Raw genomic sequence first — 22,492 nt, 5'->3', positions numbered from 1 at the left:
AGCAAATGCGAGTGATCGAAACCGAAATTGGCGATGGCGTCATCGATCAGTGTGCTGCGCATGTTTCGTTGCGCAAACGATGCCGGACGGCGCCGGCAAGAATCCGGCGGCGAGCGTAAAATAGGCCGCCTGGCGCGTCCACAAGGCGCAGCCGCAGGGCCGTTGGGTAACACTGCCGGTCACCACCATCGCGCGTGATCCGCGGATATCGACCTTTTATTTCATTCCGCTTTTCATCTCATTTTCCATTCCATCATGTTCTCTGGTCTTACCCGGCTGTTCCCGCTGTGGGCTTTGCTATTGTCCGCCGCCGCCTATTTTTCTCCCGCCACATTCACTCCCATCGGTTCTTACGTCACGATCTTGCTGACCCTGATCATGCTGACCATGGGCGTTACGCTCACCGTCGATGATTTCAAACGCATCATCAAACGCCCGGCTCCGGTTGCTGCCGGCATCGTCTTGCATTATCTGGTGATGCCGCTGGCCGCATGGCTGATCGCCAAACTGTTCCATATGCCGCCCGATCTGACTGCCGGCATGGTGCTGGTTGGCAGCGTTGCCAGCGGCACTGCATCCAATGTCATGATTTATTTGTCGCGCGGCGATGTGGCCTTGTCTGTCACGATCTCGACCTTGTCGGCGCTCGTGAGCGTGTTTGCCACGCCGCTGCTGACCGAACTGTATGTGGATGCCTCGATTCATGTCGACGTGCATGCCATGTTGATGAGCATCGTGCAGATTGTGGTGGTACCGATTGTGGTCGGCCTGCTGGTCAATATTTTTTGCGGCAAGCTGGTGCGTCGTGTTGAACCGTATCTGTCACTGGTATCGATGGCAGCGATTCTGCTGATCATTGCGGCTGTGGTTGCCGGCAGCCAGGCGCACATTGCCTCGGTTGGTCTGGTGGTGTTGATCGGCGTCATTCTGCATAACGCGCTGGGTTTGCTGGGCGGTTATTGGGGCGGTCGTCTGCTCGGCTTCGATGAAGCGATATGCCGCACGCTGGCGATTGAAGTCGGCATGCAAAACTCCGGACTGGCAGCCGCATTGGGCAAGATTTATTTCACTCCGCTGGCAGCCTTGCCGGGCGCCTTGTTTTCGGTCTGGCACAATTTGTCGGGATCGATGCTGGCAGGTTACTGGCGCGGTCGTCCGCCGCAGGACAGTGATGGTGCCGGGGCCGCTGTCTCGACGCGGGTCTCTGGCTGATGCAGTCGGTATGAAGCTGGCAGCGGCATTGCTCATGCCGCTGCAGTATTTCTTCAGGTCAGGCAATAATTGACCGGCTTCAGCGCCGGCGGTACGTGCTTATCGCCGAGCGCTTCACGCAGATTGATTTCGATACTGCGGCAGATCGCATCAAGCGGCAAGTCGTTGGTATCGCTGCCAAACGGCTCCTCAATTTCATCGCCGAGCGCATCCAGACCGAAGAAGGTATACGCCACGATGGCGACCACGAACGGTGTCATGAAGCCGAGTGAATCGACCAGGCCGAACGGCAGCAGGAAACAGTACAGATACGCGGTCCGATGCAGCAGCAAGGTATAGGAAAACGGAATCGGCGTACTCTTGATGCGCTCGCACGATGCCGCTGCTGCAGCCATCGCTGACAAGGTGCTGTCGATGTTGGCGGCGAGGCAGCCTTCAATTTGTTTATCTCTCAACGCCTGTTGCAGGTCACGACCCATTTGCAGCATCAGAAAGTCGGACACATTCGATGCACCGGCTGATTTCTTCCATTCCTCTTCTTGCAAAAACGGTTTCAATTCATCGTGTTGATGCAGATTGCGCAAGTGATGGCGCAGCGCATGCGCAAACGCAATGGCGCGGTAGATCATGCGCACGCGGATATCTTCCAGCCCGAGCTGGGCGCTGGCCGGTACTGCTGCTTCGATCAGGGTTTGGCACTGACGCGAAAAACTGCGGCTGCGATGCACCAGTTCTCCCCATAATTTGCGGCCTTCCCAATAGCGATCATAGGCAGCGTTGTTGCGAAAGCCGAGGAAAATCGCCAGCGGCAAACCGATCAGCGTAAACGGAATGGTGGTCAGCGTAATCTTCACATCGAACAGATCGCCGTGCCATATCGTCACCAGCGTGGCAAACAGCGTATTGACCAGCAAGGTCAGACGTATCCGCGGCAGAACCGAACCGCGCAAGAGCAGGAACAGGCGTATTCCGGAAGGACGTTCACGCACAATCATGTGGTTCTCCCGGACGTGACGTTTTTTGTATCGGAGCTTGCGGCCACTGCTGCATGATCAGGGATCATCGTCAGAAGGGCATCCCGCATTGGAAGCGGGCAGAGATCGGGAGGCATGGGAAATGGAATTGGAGAGGTCGGGAAAGTATAGGTGGCGCTTGCCGATCTGGCAAACGCAGAATCGGTTTTGCTGTGGTTTTTTAATCGGCACACCATGCTGGTGTAACACCTGATGTGGCTCTGCAAACCGCAGATCGGGATTATCATGACGCTGCTTATCATCAGGAGAACAAGATGAAGAAACGGACATTTCTGCAAGCCGGTGCTTGGGGGACAGTGACTGCCATTGCCGGTCTCGGTCTGGCACCTGCGGTGTCGGCGGCTACGCCTTGTGCCGCCGGGCCGGTCTTGCTGACCATCACCGGTGCCATCGGCAAAGGTAATCGCGGTGCACTCGATCCGGCACTGGATCAGATGATGCACAAGCAAAAGCTGCAATTCACGCGCGCTCATACTTTCGATTTAGCCGCGCTGGCGGCATTGCCGCAGCAAACCATCAGGCCGACGCTGGAATACGATGGCAAACCGCATACCCTGAGCGGACCATTGCTGACCGATGTACTGACGGCGGCCGGCGCCAACGCCGGCAGTGACGCTCTGTTACGCGCCATCGACGGTTACGCGGTATTGCTGCCGGCTGCCGAAGCCAAAAAGCATCGTTTCATCATCGCCACTCACATCGATGACCACCCGTTGCCATTGGGTGGTCTGGGGCCGTTATGGGCGGTATATGACGCGGACAGCTTTCCCGACATGCTGGAGCGCCCGCTGGCAGCGCGTTTTGCGCTCTGTCCGTGGGGTCTGTATCACATCGAGGCCAGAGCCTGAACTGATTCTGTGTTGATTGCGGACAGGCCTCAGACGTCAATCGCAGAATCCGAACGCATGCGCTTGCGCAATTCGAATTTCTGAATCTTGCCGGTCGAGGTCTTGGGCAGCGGTCCGAAATAAATCGCCTTGGGCGCCTTGAAGCCGGCCAGAATATTTTTGCAGAACGCGATCAGATCTTCGGCGCTGACGTCGTGGCCCTCTTTCAGTTCGACGAAGGCGCATGGCGTCTCACCCCATTTCGGATCCGGTTGCGCAATCACTGCTGCGGCCAGCACGGCGGGGTGCCGGTACAGCGCATCTTCCACTTCGACGCTGGAAATGTTTTCACCGCCGGAGATGATGATGTCCTTGCTGCGATCCTTGATCTTGACATAGCCATCGGGATACATCACCGCCAGATCGCCGGTATGGAACCAGCCGCCGGCAAAGGCATCATGCGTGGCGGTTTCGTTTTTCAGATAACCCTTCATGCAGATATTGCCGCGGAACATGATCTCGCCGATTTCCTCGCCATCGGCAGCCACCGCCTGCATGGTTTCCGGATTGAGTACGGCAATCGCACTTTGCAAATGGTAGCGCACACCCTGGCGTGATTTCTTGCCGGCGCGCTCATCTTGCGACAGCGCGCGCCATTCTTCCTGTTCGGCGCACACCGCAGCCGGGCCATACACTTCAGTCAAGCCGTAGGAGTGCACCAGATCAAAGCCCATCGCTTCGATACGCGCCAGCACCGCCGCTGGTGGCGGAGCGCCGGCAACCATGCCGCGTACGGCATGCTGAATGCCGGCACGCCACTCTTCCGGTGCATTGGCCAGCGCCGCATGCACGATGGGCGCTGCGCAATAGTGAGTGACGCCATGTTCGCGGATCAGATCGAACACCAGTTTCGGTTCGAACTTGCGCAGACAAACGTTGACGCCGGCGCGGGCCGCCACGGTCCAGGGGAAACACCAGCCATTGCAGTGAAACATCGGCAGCGTCCACAGATAGACGGCGTGGCGTGGCATGTCCCATTCCAGAATATTGGAAATCGCATTCAATGCCGCGCCGCGATGATGGTAGACCACGCCCTTGGGATCGCCGGTAGTGCCGGATGTGTAGTTGAGTGCGATCGCATCCCATTCATCATCCGGCAACTGCCATTCGAACTCGGGATTGCCGCCGGCCAGCAGGGTTTCGTAATCGGTCTGGCCGAACGGAGCGACGTTGTCCGGGCCGAGCAGATCGTTGACGGCCACCACATACAAACCGGGTACCTGTTGTACCAGCTGGCGGGCGAGATCGGCAAACTCACTGTCGGCCAGCAAGACGCGCGCTTCACCATGGCGCAGCATGAATGCCAGCGAGGCCAGATCGAGACGGATATTCAGTGCGTTCAGCACCGCCCCCGACATCGGTACGCCGAAATGCGCTTCTACCATGGCCGGTGTATTCGGCAACATCACCGCTACCGTATCGCCCTTGCCAACGCCCAACCGTTGCAGGGCGCTGGCCAGTCGTCGTGCGCGCGCATAGGTGTCGCGCCAGTTCTGGCGCAGGGAACCATGTACGATAGCGAGGCGATTGCCATATACTGCCGCAGAGCGGGCGATGTAATCAATCGGACTCAGGGCCGCAAAGTTGGCAGAGTTCTTGCCGAGGCCGGTATTGAAATCGAGGGGCATGATGCGAGTGTCTCCAGAGAAATGGGCGTGGCCTGGTTTGCACCGGGCTTATGGCACTTAGCCTAGCATGGGTAACAACATTGGTTTGTCGTCATGATGACTGTATTGCGATCAAAGACTCCATGAATAGTAGTACCGAACAACTTCAGATGCACGACTGGTTTTTGACGCTGGCTCCCGCGCATCAGGCCTTGCTGGTCGATGGCACGGCATTGCAGCACTGCGCCGCCGGCAGCTTCGTGACCCGCCGTGGCGAACCCTCGCGTTACTGGATTGGCGTGCAGACCGGTCTGATCAAGCTCGCCGTGTACAGTCTGGACGGTCGCGGCGCGACGTTTTCCGGGGTGCCGACCGGCGGCTGGTGCGGTGAAGGCAGTGTGCTCAAACGCGAGTTGCGGCGCTATGACGTGATCGCCGTGCGCGATTCCGATCTGTTGCTGGTGCCGACCGAGATCTTTCATGCACTGATGGCGGAAAGTTTGCCTTTCAATGCCTTCGTGGTACGCCAGCTCAATGAGCGCATGGGGCAATTCATCGCTACCATCCAGAATCAGCGCTTGCTCGGGGTCGATGCGCAGGTAGCGCAGGCGATTGCGCAATTGTTTCATCCCATGCTGTACCCGCGTACCTCGGCGGTGCTGGAGTTGTCGCAGGAAGAAATCGGATTGCTGACCGGATTGTCGCGGCAGCGTGTCAATCAGGCCTTGCGACGACTGGCAGAGCAGCAATTGGTCAGTATTTCGTATCAGTCCATTCGCGTCGTCGATTTGCCGCGTCTGCGGGAATTCGGCTTGTCGGCGCTGTGAACGGGTGCGGCGCCGGCCGTCATCGCGATGACAGACGTGCGTTGCCCGCTGAAGTAGTATTGTGTGGCGTCCTGCAATACGCAGCACGCCCAATCTGAAGAGATTAGAGATCCATGGCAATCGTCGTTAATCATCCACTGCATCTGGCAGCGCTGCGCTTTCCCATGATGGTGCAGGTCAAAGTCTGGAAAGGGCGCGTTACGCTGCGCAACCAGACCGTATGTCGCATTCTGGAAGAAGGTCAGAGTTTCGTGGTGCCGACGTTTCTGCGCTTCGATTGCGAAGTGATGCCGCTGGCACAACGGCCGGCCGAGTTTTCGCTGACGCTGGTGGCGGACGCCGATGCTGCGGACGCGGTTGTGGATGACGGCAAACTCTGGAGTTTGCCGCTGGCGCGTGAAATCTTTGCCGCGCCACAACGCCGCTGGACGGCCGCACAACTGGCCGCACACTGGCAGGTCACGCCGCAAAAGGCGCGCGCCAGATTATTTGCCGAAGGCGAAACCCTCAGCAGTCTGGTGCGGGAACAGAGATTGGTGCATGCCCTGCACATTGCCGCCAGCATGGACGATCCCGGCGCCCGGGACCTCAGCAGTCTGGCCAGTCGCGCCGGTTTTGCCTCGGTCACGCGGTTTGCGGCGGCCTGCACCGAGATTGCCCGGGTGCCGGCCGATCACCTGCTGCGTACCGTGGTCAGATATGAAACGCTGCCAGCGAACCGAGAACGAGGCTTATCGCCGCCGCGCCATAGGAGATTTTTTTGAGCCAGTTCTTGCGCGTCAGCAAGGTAATGGCGGCCAGCGAAATGGCGATCTGGATTGCCGTCATGGCTTGCGCCCAGCGATGATGCTGGTGCAATTTCAATTCTGATTTGTCATCCCAGGCGCTGGATTGTGCTTCCAGCCCTTCGGCGATCTTGCGGATATCTTCCTTTTCTTTCTTGTAGCGCTCCGCGGCCGCATTGTATTTTTCCTTGTCGACACCGGGAATCGTGGCGGCCAGCTCGGCCAGATTCTGGCGGCTCGACTTGGCCTGATAGTAATTCCACTGATTGGACGCTTCGGTTTTCTTGATCGCGGCGTTGTTCTTGTTCATCGCGGCTTCGCTCTCGGTGGAGCCGGCCTGATAACTGAACAAGGCACCCATGGTCGCCATGATGGCCGTCATGACCGCAATCTTGCCGGCAAAGTTGTCGCCTTTTTCGTGCGCGGTCTCGGTGACATGCTCCAGGTGGTGTTCGTGGGGACTGGGGACTTCAAACTCTTCTGCCATGAAATTCTCGCTAGGATGATTGTTGCCGGATGGCACTGAACCGGTGTTCCGAAAACGCGTTTGCTGCGACGCCAGACCATAATGCGCGAGCCGCACTTTAAGTTGACCCGCGCCGCAAGCGCGCCGGGTTTGTTACCATTGGCGTCTGGCATCCCAACAAGCACCTTGCGTTTCTATATCTCATGAGCAAATTCTGGAGTCCCCTGGTTGGTCGTCTGACCCCCTACACCCCCGGCGAGCAGCCCAAGATCAATAATCTGATCAAGCTCAACACCAATGAAAATCCCTATGGTCCGTCGCCGCTGGCATTGGCTGCCATGGCGCGCGAGGTGGGGGAGACACTACGGTTGTATCCGAATCCGGATGCCGAGCCGCTGAAGGCGGCCATCGCCAGACGGCATGGCTTGAGTCCGGCGCAGGTATTTGTCGGCAACGGTTCCGACGAGGTACTGGCGCACGCATTTCAAGCTTTGCTCAAGCATGATGCGCCGATCCTGTTCCCCGACATCACTTACAGTTTTTATCCGACCTACGCCGGCTTGTACGAAGTGGCATTCCGCGCCGTGCCGCTGGCGGCTGACTTCAGTATCACGGTTGACGATTATCTCGGTCACGGCAGCACCATCGGCGGCATCATCTTCCCCAATCCGAATGCGCCGACCGGATGCCTGATGCCGCTTGATCAGGTCACGCGTCTGTTGGCCGGCAATCCCGACCGGGTGGTGATTGTGGATGAGGCCTATATCGATTTCGGCGGTGTCAGCGCCATCGAACTGGTGTGCAGCCATGCCAATCTGCTGGTCGTGCAGACCTTGTCGAAATCGCGTTCGCTGGCCGGATTGCGGGTCGGTTTTGCGGTTGGACATGCCGATCTGATCAGTGCCCTGGAGCGCGTCAAAAACAGTTTCAATTCTTATCCGCTGGACCGGATTGCGATTGCCGGCGCTACCGCCGCCATCGAAGATGAAGCGCATTTTGAACAGACCCGGCAGGCAGTGATCGCCAGCCGTGAAAAACTGGTGACGGATCTGACTGCGCTGGGTTTTGACGTATTGCCGTCAGCCGCCAATTTCGTCTTTGCCCGTCATCCGCAACATGATGCGGCGACACTGGCTGCGGCCTTGCGCAGCGACGGCATCATCGTGCGTCATTTCGGCAGTGAGCGCATCAAGCAATTCCTGCGCATCACGGTCGGCACCGACCAGGCTTGTCAGGCGCTGGTCAATTCGCTGACGACGCATCTGCAGTAAGCGGTCGCTGGCGCCATGCCAGCACCGCGCCGAGCAGCAGCGCCAGCGCCGAAAATATCAGGCCCTGCTGCAAACCGCCGGCGCGGTCGGCGATCCAGCCGACGATAGTCGGACCGACAATCTGACCGGCCGCGAACACGATGGTGAACGCGCTGATGCCCACCGACCAGCTGGCCAGCGGCAGATTGTGCCGGACCAGTGCAGTGGTGGATGCCACCGCCGACAGAAATACGCCGCCGAACAGCAAGCCCGACAGGAATACTGCCGGCACCGAAGCAGTCAGTGCCGGCAAGAGAGTGGCGATGCTGAGCAAGATATTGAAAATGGCCAGCGATTCGCCGCCCTTGAATTTATCCAGCATGCCTGCCCACAAGCGCGATGAGCTCAATACCGCCAATCCCAGCAGCGTATAGAACAGGGTAATGGTGGTGGCCGGCATGCCTTGTTCCTTGAGCAGGGCGATCACGAAAGTCATGTAACCGATATAGCCGAGGCCGAACATGAAGTAAGCCGTCAGGCCGATGCCGATCTTGCGCAGACGGAAGCGGGCCGCATGTTGATTGCGCAGTGCCGGCGCCGGGATGCGCCGCGCTGCCAGTGCCATGAAGAGGGTGGCAACCAGACTCAGTGCGCCCATCAGCAGCCACGCCCATTGCCAGCCGTGGGCAACGCCAAGCGTGCCGGCCGTGTTGATGGCAAACGGTACTAGCAACGAGGCCGCGACAATGCCGAAACCGGTGCCGCCGTAGTACATGCCGATCAGAAAGCCGGCACGTTGCGGATGCAGGGTCGCCAGTTGCGTCACCAGAATGCCGCCGGAGATGAAGATGAAGGCGCTGACGACGCCGGTCAGGATGCGCAGCACGAGTAATGTGGCGGTATCCAGAAACAGGCCGGACAGCACAATGCAGATGGCGGTACCGATGGCGCCACCGGTCAGTGTCCGATGCAGACCCCAGTGCCGGTTCAGCATCGGCGTGATCAGGGCGCCGATCAGATAACCGAGCGCATTGCCGGTATTCATGCCACCGGCAATCAGATAAGGCCAGTTGAGATCTTCCCGCATCGGCGACAGCAGCAGCGCATAGGAAAAGCGGGCAATGCCCAGTGCGATGGCAGTCCCGAGCGACAGCGCGAGCGCGGCTAGCAAAGGATGGCGGGTAATGAAATCGTGGTCGGTGCGGGAGGTCGGGTCAAGCATGCGTGGCAATCGTTGGTCTCTTGTTTTATTCGCCTCCGTGCATGTCGGAGGCGTTGTTTGCCATCCGGTCAGCAGCGATTGCGTCCGGATGATGGCAAGAGTGTAAAGGATTGCGGGATTGTGCGCGCCGGATCATGCCGGCGGTGGTGGCTCAGACTACTTGCAGGCAGGCTTCGACCACGTCGGGATCAAGACGATTGCCGCTCAGTCGTTTGATCTCCTGTACTGCCAGGTCCATGCCCAGGCTTTTGCGATAGGGACGGTCTTCCGACATGGATTCGACGATATCGGCTACCGTCAGGATGCGCGATTCCAGTAAAATCTGGTCGCCGCTGATACCGCGCGGATAGCCTGAACCATCCATGTATTCATGATGGCCCCAGACAATTTCCGGCACCGGCAATGAAAAGTTGATGAGTTTCAGAACGTCGTAGCTGACCTGCACATGGGTTTTGATCAGATCGAACTCAGCCGCAGTCAGGCGGCCCGGCTTGTTCAGAATCTTGAGCGGGATATCGACCTTGCCAATATCGTGTACCGCGGCGGCCATGCTGATTGCTTCGATCCGAGCCGACGCCAGGTTCATTTGCTGTGCAATGCGCACCGCCAGTTGCGCCACCCGGTCTTCATGCAGTGGCGTGTAATTGTCGGTCAAGTGTTGCATCGCGACCAGCGCGGAAAGGGCTTGTCGTTCTATGTCAGAGTTTTGCATGCGGGAAAATGACTGCGGCGGTCTCGCAGTTGATGTTGTCAGAGTGGCGTTGCCTGCCATCAATTTGTTGATTGCAGGATAGTATTGCCAACCGGAATTTTAACTTTCAATCGACTTAATGACAACCGAACTGTCTGTATCTGCATCATCTTTGCGTCTTCGTTGGCGAAAAGTTGCCATTCCGGCCTTATTTCTGTTGCTGGGCATCGTCTATGCCAGCTGGGCTTCGCGCATTCCATCGATTCGCGATGCGCTGCAACTCGACGCTGCCAGCCTGAGTCTGGCATTGCTATGTGGCGGCTTGGGGGCGGTGGCTTCGTTTCCGCTCGCTGCCTGGCTCAATGCGCATTACGGCCCGCGCCGCAGCGCCTGGTATGGCGGCATCGTGTTGCTGTTGTCATTGCCGGCCATCGCGCTGGCGCCGAATCTGCCGCTGTTGATGGTGGTCAGCCTGTTTTATGGCGCGGCATCCAGCTGCTTCGATGTCGCCATCAATGCCTTGGGCGCAGAGGCAGAGAAAAAAGCCGGCCGTTCCATCATGTCCATGTTGCATGCCTGGTTTTGCGTCGGCACCTTTTGCGGTGCGTTGCTCGGCAGCGCCATTGCCGCGCTCGATATAGCGCCGCTATGGCATTTCCTATTCCTCAGCCTGCTGTTTGCAATGCCCTTGCGCATGGGTTACTCGGCATTGCCGAATGACCGCCCGCTACGCGATCCGGCGCACAAGATCTTTGCCATCCCGCACGGCCATCTGGTGGCGCTGGGCATCATCGGATTTTGCGGCGCGATTGTCGAGGGTTCGGTGGCCGACTGGAGCGGACTGTATATGCGTGACCATATGCACGCCGGGAATGGCGGGGCGCCGCTGGCGTATGCAGGATTTGCCGGCATGATGCTGATTGCGCGTCTGGTCGGTGATCGCCTCAAAGAGCGTCATGGCGCGCGCAAGGTCGTCGGCTATGGTTCACTGATGGCGGCCGGCGGTATCTTCCTTGCCGTTTCGGCGAGCCAGATTCCGGTGGCGATTCTGGGATTTGCAATTGCCGGCGCCGGCGTGGCGATGGTATTTCCATTCGTGTTCAGCGCCGCCGGCCGGCACGGCTCGACCGCGTTGGCCGGGGTTGCCACGCTGGGTTACAGCGGCGGTCTGATCGGGCCGCCGGCAGTTGGTTTTCTGGCACATGGCTGGGGTTTGCAGGCGGCACTGGCATTCGTCGGGGTGTTGTGTTGCGCGGTAGCGGTTGCTGCCAGTCGCGCCAAATGGCTGGAATAGTGCTGCGCATTGTCGTTTTGCAAACACCGGGCGCATGTTCACGCGGTAAAATCCGCTGTTCGCATTGTTTCATACGACAGAGGAGTGACTGCTCATGAACCCCATAATGAAAACCTTGTTTGCCGTCATCATGTTGGCGACCTTGAGTGCGTGCGCCGATACCGGCGGCGGTGCCAGCGGTCCTGACCAATCGCAGACAGCGTTGACGGCGTCGCGCTGGGAACTGGTTCGCTGGCCGGGTCACGTGATTCCCCATGGCGATAATGGCGAACCGGTTATCCTCAACTTTCAAAATGAAGGCGGCGAATCCCGCGTCAGCGGTCGCTCCTGGTGTAACCGGTTTACTGCTTCCTATGCCTTGCGCGATGGCGGCAAGCTGACCATCGGCCGGGCAGCGTCGACGCGCATGGCTTGCATGGAACCGGCGATGCAGTTTGAATCGGCATTCCTGGAAAAACTGGAAGCGATCACCTCCTACCGCATCAGCGGCAACACCATGGAGGTCAATACCGCCGACGGCGAGGTGCTCATGTTCCATGCTCGCGAAAAAGTCAGCCCGCAAGCGAAGGTAAAGTTCATTTACGTCGCGCCGCAGAAAGTCCCTTGCACGGCCGGTGTCATGCAGACCACCTGCTTGCAGATTCGTGAACGCAAGGAAGATCCGTGGCAGCTGTGGTACGACAATATTCACGGTTTTGATTTCAAGCCGGGAACCGCGTATCGGTTGCGGATCCTGGAAGAACAAGTCGCCAATCCTCCGGCTGATGCCAGTTCGATCAAATGGACGCTGGATCTGGTGGTCGAGCAGGCGCTGCCAGAATAAGCTGCTGAAACGGCGGCGTTGTACCGCTCGACATCAAAGGGTTTATGCGCAACAAATTCGAAAAATATCGCCTGCTTGGATGGATCAGTCTGGTACTGATTGTCGGTTTCCTGTTCATCAGCATTGCCAGCTTTGTCGTATCGCGCAACGCCATCCGACAAAGCATTTCCCAACAAGCGTTGCCGCTCACCGGTGACAACATCTATTCGGAAATCCAGAAGGATTTGCTGAAACCGATTTTCATTTCTTCATCGATGGCGCATGACACCTTCGTGCGTGACTGGTTGCTGGATGGTGAACGCAATGAAGAACAGTTGGTGCGTTATCTGAAAGAAGTCAAAACCAAGTACGGTGCGATCAGCAGTTTCCTGGTGTCGGAACGGAGCTTCAAATACTACTACGCGGATGGCACCCTGAAATCCGTGCGGCCGGAAGAGCCGCGCGATATCTGGTACTTCCGGGTACGTAAAATGGCCGAGCCGTATGAAATCAATGTGGACGTCGATATGGCAAACAGCGATGCCGTGACGATTTTCATCAACCACAAAGTGATGGATTACCACGGCAATTTTCTCGCCGCGACCGGTATCGGCCTTACGCTCGATACCATGGCGCATCTCATTGACAGTTACCAGCAGCGTTTCCATCGCAATATCTATTTCGTCAATCCCGATGGCGAGATCGTTCTGAGTGGCCGCAGCATGGCGCATCTCAAAGGCAATATTCATAATTTGCCGGGATTGGAGACGGTGGCCATCCGGGTGCTTGCCAGCAATCGCGGCGAAGGTCAGTTTGAGTTTCAGCGCGGCGATGAAACGGTCATGCTCAATTCCCGTTACTTGCCGGAGCTGGGCTGGTATTTGCTGGTGGAGCAAAATGTATCGGAAGAAATGTTGCCGATCACCCGCGTCCTGGTCATCAATCTGGCGATCAGCAGCGTGATCACGGCATTGGTCTTGCTGATCGCGTGGATCGCGATTCACCGCTATCAACAACGGCTGGAACTGGTAGCCGGCACGGACTCACTGACCGGATTGCTGAATCGCCAGGCATTCGAATTCGTGTTTCAGCAATCGATCCGGGATACCGAGCGCACGCAGCGCGCATTGTCGGTAATTCTGGCGGATATCGATTTCTTCAAGCAGATCAATGACGGCTATGGCCATCTGACCGGTGACCGGGTTCTGAAAGAGTTGGCGCAACTGGCCAAACACGCCGTGCGCGACAGCGATGTGGTGGTGCGCTGGGGGGGGGAAGAGTTTTTGTTGCTGCTCAAGAATTGCAGCCTGGAAAAGGCCACCGAAATTGCGACTGCCTTGCTTGGGGCAGTGGAGAAACACGACTTTGGTTTGCCTGAGCCGTCGCAAAAAATCACGATCAGTCTCGGCGTGGCGGAACTGGTGCCGGGTGAAAATCATACGGCGTTCTTTTCGCGGGCAGACCAGGCCTTGTATCAATCAAAGGCCAATGGCCGCAATCGGGTGACGGTTTCACCGCGCTTGCCGACAACGGAGACGATGACAACATGAGGGATTTGGTTTTTTTGCCGGGATTCATGCTGAATCAGTCGCTGTGGGATGACATGTTGCCCGATCTGTCAGCACTGGGTCATGTCCATTTTGGCGATCTGGGGCAGGATAGTTCACTGGCGGCAATGGCCGACCGTGTCTTGCAGAATGCACCGGAGCAATTCATCCTGTTCGGTTTTTCGATGGGCGGGTTTGTCGCGCAGGCAATCGCGCTGAAGGCGCCGCAGCGGGTACTCGGTCTCGGTTTGCTGAATACCTCATCGCGTCCCCAGAGCGAGGCCGAATCGGCAGCCACCGCCGCGCAACTGGCATTGGCGCAACGCACACCATTCAAAGGTCTGACTTCGCGCGCCCTGGCCTCCTCGCTGCACCCGGACCGCGCCACGGATCGTGGCTTGCTGGATCGTTTGCAGGCAATGGCACTGGAAAATGGCAAAGAAGTTTTTTTGCGTCAGCTATCCACCTTGCGTGATGGCAGTTATGCCGATCTGCATCAGATCCATTGCCCCACGCTGATCGTCGCCAGCGATGCAGATCGCTTGCGGACGGTGGAAGAATCAGCCGAAATGGCACAGCGCATTCCGACTGCCAGCTTTGAAATCGTGCGGGAATGCGGCCACATGACCCCGCTCGAAAAACCGCACGAACTGAGCCGCATCATCAGCAACTGGATTGCCGGTTCAGCCTTGTAAATTGAGCGTTGCAATGTCTGAACGCCGTGGCTGAATCAAGTCGTTGCCAGTGTCAGCGCTGGCGGTTCTGATCGCTGGTTTTACGCAACGACGGGTCCGGTTTCTTGTTGATTTCATCAAGCCCGCCGCTGCCACGCAAATCGGTGTCAAGCTGACCTTCCTTGATGTCCTGATAGGCGCGACGGATTTCAGGGCGCTCCACGCTGCCGTTCCTGTTATTGCCGGACTGATCCGCTTCATGCGGCAGCGGGGCTTTGCCTTCCGTTTTCGGATGACGGTCTTTTCGGGTACGGAGAAAGCTGGTCATGAGGTCCTCGTGAGTAGGTCACAGAACCTGTACGACACGCCGGCGCGGCATAAGTGCCGCCCGTTACAATTTCATACCACTGCCACCTGTCCTACAAGGCCAGACGGCGTCGCGCTGCCAGATATTCTGCTTCGAGCCGTATCGTCAGTTCTGCTACCGTGGGCACATCGGTCATCAGACCGACTCCCTGGCCGGCGCCCCAGATGTCGCGCCAGGCTTTGGCTTTGCTGGTGCTGCCGGAACCGAAATTCATCTTGGACTTGTCGGCGTCGGGCAGGTTATCCGGATCGAGACCGGCATTGATGATGGACTGACGCAAATAGTTGCCGTGCACGCCGGTAAACAGATTGGTATAGATGATATCGGCGGCGCTGGAATTGATGATGGCCTGGCGATAAGCATCATCGATGTTGGATTCTTTGGTCGCCAGCCAGCGCGAGCCGATATACGCAAAATCCGCGCCCATGGCTTGTGCTGCCAGAATGGCGTCGCCCGTCGCAATGGCGCCCGAGAGCGCCAGCGGACCGTTGAAGATCTTGCGCACTTCACCCACCAGCGCGAACGGCGACAAGCCGCCGGCATGGCCGCCGGCACCGGCGGCGACCAGAATCAGGCCATCGACGCCGGCTTCCAGCGCCTTGTTGGCATGTCTTAGCGAAATGACATCATGCAACACGATGCCGCCATAGCTGTGGATTGCATTCAGCATTTCCGGTGGTGGTGCGCGCAGACTTGAAATGACGATGGGTACGCGGTGCTTGACGCAGACTTCAACGTCGTGGGCCAGGCGGTCATTCGATTGATGGACGATCTGGTTGACGGCAATCGGTCCTGTCTTGGCACCCGGGTTGGCAGCCTGATAAGTCGCCAGCTCGGTTTGCAGTTGCGTCAGCCACACATCCAGTTGTTCGGCTGGCCGCGCGTTCAGTGCGGGAAAGGCGCCGACCAGTCCGGCTTTGCATTGGGCTGCTACCAGCGCAGGTCCGCTGGCAATGAACATGGGGGCGCAAATAACTGGCAGGCGCAGGTTTTCCAGAGCAACAGGCAAGGGCATGGCAGGGTCTCGTCGTTATTAGTGGTCTGGCGATTATAGGACAAAATATTACGACCGTTCTTTTTTTGTGTCTGTTTTTTGATCGCCGCATTTTATTTTTCTGCAAAGCCAATCCGGAAAAGTTGTGCCGAGAAAAATATATGCTATGTTTTATCAGAATTCATCAGAAACAAAATAGATGAAATACGACGCACCGGCCAGAGTGCGAAGACTTGCCCTGAATGTTTGTCATGCTATTCGTCGAAGGGGGTAGTGTTATGGACGTCGTTCCCAATCTTGTTATCTATGCCGCAGCATTCGCTGCATTTGTGGCGCTGGTGGTGATTGTCCGCCATCACGCCGAAATCCTGCCATGGCGCGTGCGTGTCGCGCGCAAGCAGCGATACCGACCGCGCAATCGCGCACTTTTCTAAAAAACAATAAACAGCGCACGGCACAGACTTGCGTGCCGTCTGCGTGCTATTGATCCGTCTGAGCGCCCATGATCTGGTGCCACCGTGATTCCGTAATCTGCGGTGCCCGGGGGCTGCCTGTTACCGGGCAATTGCCGGCGCATGCGTTGCGGCTATCCGCGATGAGCATTCCTTGCTGCGCTCGTGACGGCTTCCGACATTGTTGTTTGCATGTCCCGCGACTTGCCATCGCCTGCCGATCCGAGAGAACCATATGAAAAAAATCTTCACGCTGAAACGCAGCTTTCTGTTTTTCTTTATCGTGCTGGCGGTGTTGTCGGCATTGATGTTCTTTGCATTGCAAATGATCTCGGCAGCACAAGCCGAAATCGAGCGTGCCAGTGATTCCCGCTATGAATCATATTTGCTGGCGAATGAAGTGCGACAGAATTCCCAGGGATTGACCAGTGCCGTGCGCAGCTATGTCGTGACCGCTGACCCGCGTTATGAAAAGCAGTATTGGAAAATCATTGATATTGCCAACGGCAAGGCACCGCGTGCGGACGGGCGTACCGTGCCCTTGCAAGAACTGATGAAGCGAGCCGGCTTCACGAAGGAAGAATTCGGCAAACTGAGTGCGGCGCAGGCATTGTCGACGTCGCTGGTAAAAACCGAAGATGTCGCGATGCATGCAGTCAAGGGCGAGTATGAAGAGACGCCCGGCAGCGGCAAATTCACCAAAAAAGATGCGCCGAATCTGGACATGGCGCGCAAGCTGGTACATGACGATGTTTACGAAAAAAGCGCGGCTGCCATCACCAAACCGATCGATGAATTTGTGAAGCTGATGGATAGCCGTACCGGGGGGGAACAGGAAAAAGCCAAGGCCAATGGCGCGCGCGCATATATCGTCGGTGTTGTCATGTTGGGTCTGATGCTGACGATGTCGGTGGCAGTCTTGTATGCCCTGTTTGTATTGATCAGAAAGCAGCTTGATCATGGTTTGCAAGCGGCGCAGAAACTCGCGACCGGCGATCTCACCGCTGAACTGAAGGTCGAGCGGGATGACGAGATCGGTCGCCTGATGGCGGCCATCAACGGTATCGGACAGGGACTGGCAACCGTGGTGAGTAATGTGCGCAGCGGTTCGGAGACGATCAATGTCGCTTCACGCGAAATCGCGACCGGCAATGCCGACCTTTCCAGTCGTACCGAATCACAGGCATCCAGTCTGGAAGAAACCGCCAGTTCGATGGAAGAGCTGACCTCGACCGTCCGCCAAAATGCGGACAATGCACGTCAGGCCAATCAACTGGTGAATTCGGCTTCGGAACTGGCAATCCGCGGCGGTCAGGTGGTGGGCAATGTGGTTCAGACCATGGGGTCGATCAAGGAGAGTTCCGGCAAGATTGTCGACATCATCAGTGTGATTGATGGCATTGCGTTCCAGACCAATATTCTGGCACTCAATGCGGCGGTTGAAGCGGCACGTGCCGGAGAGCAAGGGCGCGGGTTTGCCGTGGTGGCCAGCGAGGTACGCAGTCTGGCGCAACGTTCGGCCAGTGCGGCCAAGGAAATCAAGCAACTGATCAGTGACTCGGTGGGCAAAGTCAACGTCGGCGGCAAGCTGGTAGATGAGGCCGGCGCGACGATGAATGAGATCGTGACGTCGGTCAAGCACGTGGCCGATATCATGGGTGAGATAACTGCCGCCAGCCAGGAGCAGAGCGCCGGCATCGAGCAGGTCAATCAGGCCATTACGCAGATGGATGAGATAACGCAACAGAATGCGGCATTGGTGGAGCAGGCTGCCGCCGCTGCGGAAAGTTTGCAGGAACAATCGGAGAGCCTGTCGCAAGCGGTCAGTGTATTCAAGCTGGCCGGTGATGAACGCGGCAATGGTGTCGTGAGCCGGCCACGTGTCAGCGCGGCGCCACTGAAGCCGGCGTTGTCGCGGCCGGTCCCGGTGCGTGTTGCTGTCAGGGCCGTGCCGGCATCTGCCGCTGTGGTTGCGGTGGAGAACAAACCGGCCAAACCGGCTGCTGCTGCCAATAAGAATGGCGGCAACAGCGAAGACTGGGAAGAGTTCTGAATTCTTCCCGGGAGACGTTGCTAAGCGCTGGCGCGCTTGGCAGCGATGGCATTGCCGGCACGACTGACTGCCTTGCGTCCGAGATGGCGGGAAATGAATTGGCCGGCATCAACCACGGCATCGAGATCGATACCGGTTTCAATGCCGAGGCCCTGCATCATGTACAACACATCTTCAGTCGCCACGTTGCCGGTCGCGCCCTTGGCATACGGGCAACCGCCGAGGCCGGCGACCGAGGCATGATAGATCGTGACGCCGACTTCCAGGCTGGCGTAGATATTGGCCAGGGCCTGACCGTAGGTATCGTGAAAATGTCCGGACAAGCCATCCAGATGAAAGACCCGGGCCGCCGCATCCATGACCGGAGCGACCTTGTTTGGCGTAGCCACACCGATGGTGTCGGCGATATCGATTTCGTCGCAACCCAGATCACGCAGACGCGCCACCACGTCGGCAACGGACGCCAGGGAGACTTCACCCTGATAAGGACAGCCGAAGGCGCAGCTGACCGCAGCACGCAATCGCTTGTTATGCTGTTTCGCGGCCAGTGCGACATCGCGGAAACGTTCTATCGATTCGGCAATCGAGCAATTGATGTTCTTTTGTGAAAATGCTTCGGACGCGGCGCCGAAGATCACCACCTCATCGATCCCGGCGGCCAGCGCTGCATCGAAACCCTTCATGTTGGGTGTCAGTGCCGAGTAGATGACGCCGGGACGACGTGTGATGCCGGCCATGACTTCGGTCGAGGTGGCCATTTGCGGCACCCATTTGGGCGAGACAAACGACGCCGCTTCGATGTTGACGAAACCGGCAGCGCTGAGCTGATCAACCAGCGTGATCTTGATATCGGCGGGGATGGTCTCCTTTTCGTTTTGCAGACCGTCGCGCGGACCGACTTCAACGATTTTTACTTTTGATGGCAGTGTCATTTTCAATACCCTTTCGTGCGGTCAATGGTACCAGCGACCACTTCGCCGCGCTCAAGCGCAGCGATTTTTCCACCCACCTGACGTGCGGCCTCGGCACGGACCGTCAATGCCGAAATGTGCGGCGTGATGCTGATGCGCGGTTCTTGCCAGAATGGATGTGCGGGTGGCAATGGTTCTTCGCCAAATACGTCCAGCGTAGCGCCGGCGATATGGCCTTCATGTATCAGCGCCAGCAGATCGGCTTCCACCAGATGGCCGCCGCGGGCGACGTTGATCAGGTAAGACCCGCGTGGCAATTTCGACAGCGTGCTGCGATTGAGAATGCCGCTCGTTTCCGGTGTCAGCGGCAACATGCAGATCAATACCCGCGATGCAGCCAGAAAGTCATCCAGTTGTTGCACACCGGCATAACTCTTCACGCCGGGTGTGTCTTTGGCCGTGCGACTCCAGCTGTGGACCGGAAAACCGAAATGCAACAGACTGCCGGCGATACGCGTACCGAGCACGCCGATGCCCAATATGCCAACGCCGAAATCGGGTTTGTCGAATGGCGTCAGTTGCTCCCAGGTGCTCTTGTCCGCCAACCGTTCGTAATCATCAAAGCGGCGGAAATAGCGCAGTACCGCGTGGGTCGCATACTCCGCCATTTGTATCGCCATGCCGCCGTCGTCGATACGAATCAGCGGCAAACTGGCAGGCAATGCACCCAACTGCAGAATGGCATCAACCCCGGCGCCAAGATTGAATACGGCTTTGAGACCGGCGCGTTCCTGCAATACAGCAGCGGGCGGTCGCCACACTACGGCATAGTCGGCCGGCTCGTGGTCGCCGGCATGCCAGGTGCGGATATCTGCCTGCGGCAATACTGCGCGCAGATTGCTTAGCCAGATATCGTCATGTTGGTTGTCGGCGTTATAAAAAAGAATGCGCATTGGTTGCTCGTGGTTACAAGAAAATGATCAGAGAAAAGTCTGGTGTGACGCAATGGTACAAAGAGCTTGTCGTAGTTTAGCCTGCATTGAACAGTGTCGTGCCGTCACTGGCAGCAGCGCCGGCCTTGATCAGTTGCGCCACGATCCAGTCGGCGAACGCCGCGTCGCTGATTTGAAAATAACGCCGGTTGCTCTCGGCCAGCAATGGAATGGTCGCCAGCAAGCCGGGAATTTCGCCGATGGCTATTTGTTGCCGTTCCAGCAGCAGAAATTTGAGCAATACCTTGGCGCCGTTCTGCGCATTGCGCATTGGATCGGCTTGCAGGTAGTCGAGACGCGAGCGGGCTCGCGCCAGTGCCGCTTGGGGATCGGTGAACGGTTTGCCGTGGCCGGGAATGACCAGACGAATATCCAGTGTCGCGATCAGTTCCAGTGTGGCGCGCGCTTCGGCAAAACCGGATTCGCCTTCCAGTTCCGGAAAGATGATGCCAAAACCGTTTTCCCACAACGCATCGGCCGAAATCAGAATACCTTCGGTCGCGCAATAAAACACCAGCGAATGCGGATCATGGCCGGGTGCGGCCAGTGCCTGCCAGGACAGATCGCCGAGCGTCAGGGTCGCGCCGTGCGCCAAGGTATCGTCAAAACCGAAACGCGGACATTGCTGTCCGGTGGCCCGATAGCTCAGTGCATCTTCATCCCAGTCGCGCACCTTGCCGGCTTCGGCCGTGGGGATACTGGTGCGGCAGCGATAGGTTTGTTGTATTGCGTGATTGCCGCCGCAATGGTCGGAATGCAGATGGGTATTGATCAGCCGGTCCAGCGGCCGTTGCTGCAATACATGCGCCAGCAGCGTTAATGTTTGTGCGGCATGGGTGGCATAACCGCTGTCGATCAATGCGGTTTCTTCACGCCCGAGAAACAGCACGTTATTCGATGACAGCCAGCCGCGTTCGAACACGTGTATGCTCGCCGGCAGCTGCAACGGATTGCGGGACACCGATGTCATGCTACCGTCCAGGCGAGGTATACTTCCGGCACGCATCGCATGTCAGCGCCGGGCTGGCAGAACGGGTAGCGTACGTGATGCGACATGCCAGTCTCCTTCGGTGCAATGCACCTTGATTATTGTTCGCTTGCTGTCGTTCCGATGGTCGTCGGATTGGCTACTTCGACCAGACGACATGGTCATCGATGGCATATACCTGACAGGGTTGCGATGACTTCGCCTGACAGTTTGCCACGGCCCGCTCGGACGGGTTATCGCCACCATTGGCCCAACCCCAATAGCCACCTGCAGAAATCGCAAATGCGCGGGGCGGATTCTTTTGCAAGAACACGGTGTAACCACTGTGGCCGCTGGCCTTGATATAGGGAATGGCGTCTACATTCTCAATGTTGGCGAAACCGGTTGCAGGCAAATCGTTGTACCGCGCGAGATGCATGACTTTCTCCACCGGCAAACCGACTTTCTTGAGCAACGCTTCCGTTTCCGGCCACCAGATTGCAACGCCTTCCGGACTGCTGCTCATGCCATGCGAGTCGTTTTTGAACGGACCGTAGGCGATCAGTTTGGCATCGGTACCGGTTTTGGTATATGCCGCATGCAGGTTGCGCGCCAGTTCCGGATTGAAGTAACTGTCGTTGGCGCCATAAAACCAGACGCTCGGAACCTTGGTCTTTTTGCCGAAATCCGCGAATGCATCAATCAATGAGAGTTGCCACTGACAGCCGATTTCATTGCGGCGCAAGCCGCCGGCAAAATTGACCAGCGCCTTGACGTTGGCGATGTTGCGCGCACCGAGCGCAATGGTAGTGAGACCGCCATGCGACTGCCCCATGACCAGGATCCGGCTCGGATCCACCCACGGCTGTTGTATCGCGTAGCGCAACACGCCCTCTGCATCATCGGCCTGAGCGTTGCCATTGCCCTCCAGATTACAGCCGCCGTCGATGTACTGTCCGCCCGATTTCGAAAATCCCCGGCGCATGGGAATCACCACCGCATAGCCGCGTTCAATGAACTCGCGGCTGATATCGATGTATCGCGAGCGCCCCTGAAATGCCGGATTGCCGGGCGCCTTGCCGTGGTTCATGAGTACCAGCGGGAACGGACCCGGACCCGGCGGCCGGAAAATGGTGGTCTCAAGTTCCACGCTGCCAAGACCGGAACCGACTTTGACCATGACGATTTCTTCGCGCATGTCTTTGTTCAGAGCCGGCGCGGCCGCAGCGGCCAGACCGTGGGCGGTACATAAAGCGATGACCAGCAGCAGGCAAGAAACGAGCGGTTTTTTCATGATTGGCAGCGTCGGTGTCGTGGGTCAGGTGTTACATGCAGAATGTTGCTGAAGCGTCTTGCCAGTCAGGCATCAAGGAGCAATCCCGATATGCCAATATGCTTTCGGACACCAAGGGCCGTATGCAAAGCACCGGGCCGGAAATAGCGCGCATAGATTATAAA

General features: G+C 57.7%; 22 protein-coding genes. 11 read left to right on the top strand and 11 right to left on the bottom strand.

All coding sequences use genetic code 11. From position 1 onward, the window contains the following. Nucleotides 1–255: 255 nt before the first annotated feature. Entirely contained in the window at nt 256–1,212 is a 957-nt protein-coding gene (gene panS / locus AKL27_RS20625) for a ketopantoate/pantoate/pantothenate transporter PanS (RefSeq protein ID WP_050464748.1), read from the top strand. Between the two features lie 53 nt (nt 1,213–1,265). On the opposite strand, the gene AKL27_RS20620 is transcribed toward panS, so the two are convergent. Then, nucleotides 1,266–2,207, bottom strand: a complete 942-nt coding sequence (locus AKL27_RS20620) for a bestrophin family protein (protein WP_050464747.1) — start codon at nt 2,205–2,207, stop codon at nt 1,266–1,268. A gap of 293 nt (nt 2,208–2,500) precedes the next feature. Between AKL27_RS20620 and AKL27_RS20615 the strand changes: the two genes are divergently transcribed. Continuing rightward, nucleotides 2,501–3,094, top strand: coding sequence for a molybdopterin-dependent oxidoreductase (locus AKL27_RS20615; protein WP_050464746.1), 594 nt, complete (start codon nt 2,501–2,503; stop codon nt 3,092–3,094). Between the two features lie 29 nt (nt 3,095–3,123). Here AKL27_RS20615 and AKL27_RS20610 read toward each other — a convergent pair whose 3' ends face one another. Further along, a complete protein-coding gene (locus tag AKL27_RS20610; RefSeq protein ID WP_050464745.1) occupies nt 3,124–4,761 on the bottom strand; it encodes an acyl-CoA synthetase in 1,638 nt (545 codons plus the stop codon). Nucleotides 4,762–4,883: 122 nt separating this feature from the next. Between AKL27_RS20610 and AKL27_RS20605 the strand changes: the two genes are divergently transcribed. Continuing rightward, nucleotides 4,884–5,567: a Crp/Fnr family transcriptional regulator gene (locus AKL27_RS20605; RefSeq protein ID WP_050464744.1), complete on the top strand. Its 684-nt coding sequence runs from the start codon at nt 4,884–4,886 to the stop codon at nt 5,565–5,567. A gap of 113 nt (nt 5,568–5,680) precedes the next feature. Continuing rightward, on the top strand, nt 5,681–6,331 hold the full coding sequence (locus tag AKL27_RS20600; protein ID WP_050464743.1) for a helix-turn-helix transcriptional regulator: 651 nt from the start codon (nt 5,681–5,683) through the stop codon (nt 6,329–6,331). On the opposite strand, the gene AKL27_RS20595 is transcribed toward AKL27_RS20600, so the two are convergent. Continuing rightward, entirely contained in the window at nt 6,261–6,839 is a 579-nt protein-coding gene (locus AKL27_RS20595; RefSeq protein WP_050464788.1) for a DUF4337 domain-containing protein, read from the bottom strand. The two genes, AKL27_RS20600 and AKL27_RS20595, sit on opposite strands and share 71 nt — an antisense overlap. 182 nt (nt 6,840–7,021) lie before the next feature. Here AKL27_RS20595 and hisC point away from each other — a divergent pair, with 182 nt between their 5' ends. Continuing rightward, nucleotides 7,022–8,089 (top strand): histidinol-phosphate transaminase, encoded by a 1,068-nt coding sequence (hisC, locus tag AKL27_RS20590; protein ID WP_050464742.1) that lies wholly within the window; start codon nt 7,022–7,024, stop codon nt 8,087–8,089. On the opposite strand, the gene AKL27_RS20585 is transcribed toward hisC, so the two are convergent. Further along, nucleotides 8,061–9,290 carry a YbfB/YjiJ family MFS transporter gene (locus AKL27_RS20585; protein WP_050464741.1) on the bottom strand — a complete coding sequence of 410 codons (1,230 nt, stop codon included), beginning with the start codon at nt 9,288–9,290 and terminating at the stop codon, nt 8,061–8,063. The two genes, hisC and AKL27_RS20585, sit on opposite strands and share 29 nt — an antisense overlap. A gap of 151 nt (nt 9,291–9,441) precedes the next feature. After that, nucleotides 9,442–10,002, bottom strand: a complete 561-nt coding sequence (locus tag AKL27_RS20580) for an HD-GYP domain-containing protein (protein WP_050464740.1) — start codon at nt 10,000–10,002, stop codon at nt 9,442–9,444. 118 nt (nt 10,003–10,120) lie between these two features. Here AKL27_RS20580 and AKL27_RS20575 point away from each other — a divergent pair, with 118 nt between their 5' ends. The 4 genes from AKL27_RS20575 (at nt 10,121) to AKL27_RS20560 (ending at nt 14,319) form a co-directional block, all read left to right on the top strand. Continuing rightward, the gene (locus AKL27_RS20575; RefSeq protein WP_050464739.1) at nt 10,121–11,275 is read left to right on the top strand and encodes an MFS transporter; all 1,155 of its coding nucleotides are present in this window, start codon (nt 10,121–10,123) and stop codon (nt 11,273–11,275) included. A 94-nt stretch (nt 11,276–11,369) separates the two neighbouring features. Beyond that, nucleotides 11,370–12,098 carry an META and DUF4377 domain-containing protein gene (locus AKL27_RS27265; RefSeq protein ID WP_157057031.1) on the top strand — a complete coding sequence of 243 codons (729 nt, stop codon included), beginning with the start codon at nt 11,370–11,372 and terminating at the stop codon, nt 12,096–12,098. A gap of 44 nt (nt 12,099–12,142) precedes the next feature. After that, nucleotides 12,143–13,627, top strand: a complete 1,485-nt coding sequence (locus AKL27_RS20565) for a sensor domain-containing diguanylate cyclase (protein ID WP_050464738.1) — start codon at nt 12,143–12,145, stop codon at nt 13,625–13,627. After that, a complete protein-coding gene (locus AKL27_RS20560; protein WP_050464737.1) occupies nt 13,624–14,319 on the top strand; it encodes an alpha/beta fold hydrolase in 696 nt (231 codons plus the stop codon). The genes AKL27_RS20565 and AKL27_RS20560 overlap by 4 nt, the downstream gene beginning before the upstream one ends. A 52-nt stretch (nt 14,320–14,371) precedes the next feature. On the opposite strand, the gene AKL27_RS20555 is transcribed toward AKL27_RS20560, so the two are convergent. Together AKL27_RS20555 and AKL27_RS20550 are read right to left on the bottom strand one after the other, a co-directional pair. Further along, entirely contained in the window at nt 14,372–14,626 is a 255-nt protein-coding gene (locus tag AKL27_RS20555; protein ID WP_050464736.1) for a hypothetical protein, read from the bottom strand. 91 nt (nt 14,627–14,717) lie between these two features. Continuing rightward, nucleotides 14,718–15,680, bottom strand: coding sequence for an NAD(P)H-dependent flavin oxidoreductase (locus tag AKL27_RS20550; RefSeq protein WP_050464735.1), 963 nt, complete (start codon nt 15,678–15,680; stop codon nt 14,718–14,720). A 230-nt stretch (nt 15,681–15,910) separates the two neighbouring features. Here AKL27_RS20550 and AKL27_RS27895 point away from each other — a divergent pair, with 230 nt between their 5' ends. Further along, on the top strand, nt 15,911–16,093 hold the full coding sequence (locus tag AKL27_RS27895; RefSeq protein WP_157057030.1) for a hypothetical protein: 183 nt from the start codon (nt 15,911–15,913) through the stop codon (nt 16,091–16,093). Nucleotides 16,094–16,346: 253 nt separating this feature from the next. After that, nucleotides 16,347–18,164 carry a methyl-accepting chemotaxis protein gene (locus AKL27_RS20545; protein WP_083439187.1) on the top strand — a complete coding sequence of 606 codons (1,818 nt, stop codon included), beginning with the start codon at nt 16,347–16,349 and terminating at the stop codon, nt 18,162–18,164. 20 nt (nt 18,165–18,184) lie between these two features. On the opposite strand, the gene AKL27_RS20540 is transcribed toward AKL27_RS20545, so the two are convergent. The 4 genes from AKL27_RS20540 to AKL27_RS20525 all read right to left on the bottom strand — a co-directional run bounded on the left by AKL27_RS20540 (nt 18,185) and on the right by AKL27_RS20525 (nt 22,328). Beyond that, a complete protein-coding gene (locus tag AKL27_RS20540; protein WP_050464734.1) occupies nt 18,185–19,096 on the bottom strand; it encodes a hydroxymethylglutaryl-CoA lyase in 912 nt (303 codons plus the stop codon). A gap of 2 nt (nt 19,097–19,098) precedes the next feature. After that, nucleotides 19,099–20,028: a 2-hydroxyacid dehydrogenase gene (locus AKL27_RS20535; RefSeq protein WP_050464733.1), complete on the bottom strand. Its 930-nt coding sequence runs from the start codon at nt 20,026–20,028 to the stop codon at nt 19,099–19,101. A gap of 76 nt (nt 20,029–20,104) precedes the next feature. Next, nucleotides 20,105–21,037, bottom strand: a complete 933-nt coding sequence (locus AKL27_RS20530) for an MBL fold metallo-hydrolase (protein WP_050464732.1) — start codon at nt 21,035–21,037, stop codon at nt 20,105–20,107. Between the two features lie 157 nt (nt 21,038–21,194). Next, the gene (locus AKL27_RS20525) at nt 21,195–22,328 is read right to left on the bottom strand and encodes a dienelactone hydrolase family protein (protein ID WP_050464731.1); all 1,134 of its coding nucleotides are present in this window, start codon (nt 22,326–22,328) and stop codon (nt 21,195–21,197) included. Nucleotides 22,329–22,492: the final 164 nt, after the last annotated feature.

The organism is Herbaspirillum autotrophicum (assembly GCF_001189915.1).
Taxonomy (GTDB): Bacteria; Pseudomonadota; Gammaproteobacteria; order Burkholderiales; family Burkholderiaceae_D; genus Herbaspirillum; species Herbaspirillum autotrophicum.
Note: the sequence above shows the minus strand (reverse complement) of the source record. Positions and strands in the feature narration are given on the sequence as shown.